Source organism: Sphingomonas bacterium, assembly GCF_903643065.1.
GTDB lineage: Bacteria > Pseudomonadota > Alphaproteobacteria > Sphingomonadales > Sphingomonadaceae > Sphingomonas.
In genome coordinates this window covers 1-5,183 of the sequence record NZ_CAHJWX010000183.1, presented here as the reverse complement: position 1 = coordinate 5,183, position 5,183 = coordinate 1, and the positions used below count along the sequence as shown (strand labels likewise).

General features: G+C 65.3%; 2 protein-coding genes. One reads left to right on the top strand and one right to left on the bottom strand.

The annotated features are described in order from the left end of the window. The first annotated feature begins 368 nt into the window (after nt 1–368). Entirely contained in the window at nt 369–3,341 is a 2,973-nt protein-coding gene (locus HUU95_RS07780) for a TonB-dependent receptor plug domain-containing protein (RefSeq protein WP_174279600.1), read from the top strand. A gap of 158 nt (nt 3,342–3,499) precedes the next feature. Here the strand turns inward: HUU95_RS07780 and ahcY are convergent, their stop codons facing one another. After that, nucleotides 3,500–4,933, bottom strand: coding sequence for an adenosylhomocysteinase (gene ahcY / locus HUU95_RS07775; RefSeq protein ID WP_174279599.1), 1,434 nt, complete (start codon nt 4,931–4,933; stop codon nt 3,500–3,502). Nucleotides 4,934–5,183: the final 250 nt, after the last annotated feature.

Sequence of the window (5,183 nt, the reverse complement as noted above, 5' to 3'; positions counted from 1 at the left end):
TCGCCGATCTGCGCGTTCTCGCCCGCGCCCGCCCGGGCCACGCCCCGCGCGCGCAGCCCGACGAACAACGCGACCACGGCCCCCGCGACGAGCAGCAGCAACACCGCCCCCGTCGTCGCCGCCACGCCCGTCGTCACCATCACCATCGCGCGGGCTTAGGCGAGTGCATCGCCTCCCGAAAGGGCCGGCGATCACGCGAGCCACGAGGCCGGGGCAGCACCGCCACCCTGGCCGATGCCTGAGAAGGCCGTGGCAAAAATGTGACGCAAGCCGAAAATCCGGCGTCGGTGCGTCGGTGAAGGGTGTACCTCGCTGTCCCAATTTCGCCTATCGGCGCCGCGTAGCATGTCGTTGAAGGTGTTATACGGATGAAGAAGATCTCTCTGCTGGCGACCACGGCGTTCGCCGCCATGGCGATGACCTCGGTTGGCGCCCGCGCGCAGACGGTCGCGGCCGGCGGTCAGTCGGACAACAAGCAGGCGCCGGATTGCGTGGCCAATCCGGCCGCCGCGGGCTGCGACACGAACGGCACCGCCGAGACCGCCAACGAGACGGTGGTCGTCACCGGATCGCGCATCGCGCGGCCGGAGCTCCAGTCCGCGACGCCGCTGGCGGTGGTCGGGTCCGAGCAGTTGCAGCGCCAGGGCATCACCAACGTCCAGGACGAGATGAACCAGCTGCCGCAGGTCGGCATCCCCGGCGTCAGCAAGACCAACTCGAACTTCGCGACCGGCGGCAATGGCGTCGCGACGGTCAATCTGCGCAACCTGGGCGACAATCGCACGCTGGTGCTGGTCAACGGACGCCGTTTCGTCGCCGGTCTGGCGGGAACGTCCGTGGTCGACGTCAACGACATCCCGACCGACTTCATCGATCGTATCGAGGTGGTCACCGGGGGCGCGTCGGCCGTGTACGGCTCCGACGCGATCGCGGGCGTCGTCAACTACGTGCTTAAGGACAATTTCAAAGGGGTCACCGCGCGCGCGCAGTACGGCTTCACCCAGCGGGGCGACACACCGACCTACACGGCCAGCCTCACCGCCGGTACCCGCGTCGGACCCGACGATCGCGGCGCGATCATGGGCAACTTCACCTTCGACAACGACGAGGGGCTGTTGTCGTCCAATCGCGGCATCTCGTCGCAGGATTGCTCGGCGGCGGGTTGCGGCCCGCAATCGTACAGCACCTACGCCCCCCAGGGCCGCTTCCAGTTCTACAACAACGGCGCCCCCACCGGCAACGCCGGCTTCGCCTCCAACCTGTTCACCTTCAATCCGGACAACAGTGTCGTGATCGGGTTTCCGACCGGCTATGGCTTCAATCGGGAGAGCCTGCGTCGCATCTCGACCCCGGTGAAGCGCTATCTCGGCACGGCGATCGGTCACTACCGGATCACCGACGGGATCGAGGCCTATGTCGAGGGCACCTATGTGAAGGTGAAGTCGTCGTCGCAGATCGAGCCCTACGCGCTTGGCTCCGACAATGATCTGGGGTTCGGCTATTCGATCACCAACCCGTTCATCCCGACTGCCATCCAGGCGCAGATCGCGGCGCGCAACAGCGACGCGATCGCCACCAACAACGTCGATCAGATCTCCTTCCGTCGCCGCCAGAACGACGTCTTCAGCCGATCGAACCGCAACGATCGTGACACCTACCGGATCGCGGGCGGCCTGCGCGGCGAGTTTGCGGGCGACTTCAAATATGATCTTTCGGTCGTGTACGGCGAACTGAAGGATCATACGGAGACGCAGGACCTCGACACGACGAAGTACGCGTTCGCGCTCGACGCGGTGCGCGACGCGACCGGCGCCATCGTCTGCCGCAACGCGACCGCCCGGGCGGCGGGCTGCGTGCCGATCAACCTGTTCGGCTACAACACCGTCGCGCCGGCGGCGGCGGCCTATGTCGCGGCGGCCGTGCCCCGCACCGAGGACGTCAAGAACACCGAGCTGGTCACCACCGGCTCCGTCACGGGCTCCGTCTTCCAGCTCCCGGCTGGGCCCGTGCAGGTCTCGGTCGGCGGCGAATACCGGCGCGAGAAGAGCGTCGACAATTTCGATGCGCTCACCAACGCGGGCCAGAACACCGGCAATCAGCTGGCCGACACGATCGGCAAATTCGACGTCAAGGAGGGCTTTGGCGAGGTGGACGTGCCGCTGCTGAAGCAGAAGCCCTTCTTCTACTCCCTGTCGGTCCAGGGCGCGGCGCGGTACTCCGACTATTCCACCATCGGTCACGTGTTCAGCTGGAACGCCGGGGGCGAATACGCGCCGTTCAACGGCCTGCGCTTTCGCGGCAACTACGCCGTCGCGAACCGTGCGCCAAACATCGGCGAGCTTTTCTCTCAGCCGTCGGAGAACTTCCCGTCAGTGCAGGACCCCTGCAACGGCGTCACCGCGTCTTCTACCGGCACCTATGCTGCCGCCTGTCGCGCGACCCCGTCGATCGCGGCGGCGATCGCGCGCAACGGCAGCCTGACCTATACGCTGGCGGATATTCAGAACATCAACGGCTTCGACGGCGGCAACCCCAACCTCAGCGAGGAGAAGGGCAAGACGATCACCGCCGGCGTGGTCATCGTGCCGCAACAGCTGCGCGGTTTCAGCCTCAGCGTCGATTATTTCAACATCAAGGTCAGCAACGCGGTCGGGACGGTGCCGGAGTCAACATCGGTTCAGCAATGTCTGCTCACCGGCCTGCCGCAATTCTGCAACAGCGTGATCCGTAACCCGAACACGGGTTTCCTCACGACGGTGAACGCAAGTCTCGTCAACATCGCGGACTTCAAGACGAGCGGCATCGACGTGGACATGCGCTACGGTCATAATGTGGGCTTGATCAACGGGGATCGCGTCGACCTGCATGCCTTTTACACTCACTCGTTCAAGTACGACACGCAGTCGGACCCGTCGGCGCCCATTGATCATGGCGTCGGCAATCTTGAGTACGGCGAGGTGTTCCGTGATAAGGTCAGCGCGACACTGAACTACTCGCTAAGCGGCTTCAACCTGAGCTGGACCACGAATTACCTCAGCCACATGTATGACACGGTTCCCGGCGAGTTTGCTCAGACCGTCATCGACCTGGGTCTGACCGACGACATCGCCAAGCACAACAACATCAAGTCGCGCCTCTACCACAACGCGCAGTTCAGCTTCGATGTCGGACCGGAGCGCAGCTTCCAGTTCTTCTTCGGCGTGAACAACGTGTTCGATCGCAAGCCGCCGAAGCTGGAGGACACGGTATTCTACGGCACCATCACCGGCGCGACCACGGCGGCGGACGTGTATGATCCGTTCGGCCGGCGCTATTACGCGGGCGCGCAGATCCACTTCTAGGTCCAGGCGCTCGGAATGACGCGGCCGCGCTCACTATCCAGTGGGCGCGGCCGTCGCGCGTTGGCGGTGATGATCGGGACCCGTCGTCCTCGTCACGCATCGAAACGCTCGGAGATGCCTGCCTGGCATCTCCGACCGCGAACCGTCGATGCGCAAGCTCAGTACCGGTAATGATCCGGCTTGAACGGCCCGTTCACCGGCACGCCAATATAGCCGGCCTGCTTGTCGGACAGCTTGGATAGCTGCACGCCCAGTTTCGCCAGGTGGAGCGCCGCGACCTTCTCGTCGAGATGCTTGGGCAGGACGTAGACCTCGTTCTTGTACTGGTCGCCCTTGGTCCACAGCTCGATCTGCGCGAGCGTCTGGTTGGTGAAGCTTGCCGACATGACGAAGCTGGGATGCCCCGTCGCGCAGCCCAAATTCACCAGCCTGCCCTTGGCGAGCACGATGATCTGCTTGCCGTCCGGGAACTCGACCAGATCGGTGCCGGGCTTCACCTCCGTCCACTTGTAGTTGGACAGCGCCGCGATCTGGATCTCGCTGTCGAAATGGCCGATGTTGCACACGATGCTCATCGGCTTCATCGCCGCCATGTGATCGGCGGTGATGACGTCGGCATTGCCGGTCGCGGTGACGAAGATGTCGGCGCGCGTCACCGCCTCCTCCATCGTCACCACCTCGAAGCCCTCCATCGCGGCCTGCAGCGCGCAGATCGGGTCGACCTCCGTCACCAGCACCCGCGCGCCGCCATTGCGCAGGCTCGCCGCCGAGCCCTTGCCGACGTCGCCGAAGCCCGCGACGGTGGCGATCTTGCCCGCCAGCATCACGTCGGTCGCGCGACGGATCGCGTCCACCAGCGACTCCTTGCACCCGTACAGATTGTCGAACTTCGACTTGGTGACGCTGTCGTTGACGTTGATCGCCGGGAACGGCAGCTCGCCCTTCTTGGCGATCTCGTACAGGCGGTGGACGCCCGTGGTGGTCTCTTCCGACACGCCCTTCAGGTTCCTGACCGTCTGCGTCAGATAGCCGGGCCGCTTGGCGATGAACGCCTTGAGCGCGCGCTGGAACTCGACCTCCTCGTCGTTCTCCGGCTCGCCGAAGGTCTCGCCACGCTCCAGCCGGGCGCCCCACAGCGCGAACATCGTCGCGTCGCCGCCATCGTCGAGGATGATGTTGGCGGTCTGGCCCTCCGTCTCGCGATCCCAGGCGAAAATGTCGCCCACATAGTCCCAATATTCGGCCAGGCTCTCGCCCTTGATCGCGAACACGGGCACGCCGGTGGCGGCGATCGCGGCGGCGGCGTGATCCTGCGTCGAATAGATGTTGCACGTCGCCCAGCGCACGTCGGCGCCCAGCGCGGTCAGCGTCTCGATCAGCACCGCCGTCTGGATCGTCATGTGCAGCGAGCCGGTGATGCGCGCGCCCTTGAGCGGCTGCGACGCGCCGAACTCCTGGCGCAACGCCATCAGGCCCGGCATCTCCGTTTCGGCGATGCGGATCTCCGCGCGGCCGAACTCGGCCAGGCCGATGTCGCGGATGACGTGATCAGGCGCGGGCGCGCTGGTCTCGCGGTCGAGAACGGTGGCCACGGGGCGGAACTCCTATCGGTCGTGGTCGGCGGGCCTCGCGCCCGTGCCGGATGCGGACCTGTAGCGCGGCGCGCGGCAGATATAAAGGTTCCTTTATATGGCGTCCGACCGGCTTCGCGATGAGGGGCAAGAGGCAATAGGCAAGAGGCAAGAGGCAACAGAGGTGCCCGCCGCATCGCCGTTTGCCAATTGCCTATTGCCTCCCCGCCTCACGCCCGCCCGGCGGCGCCCACCAACAGGCGCGAGATCG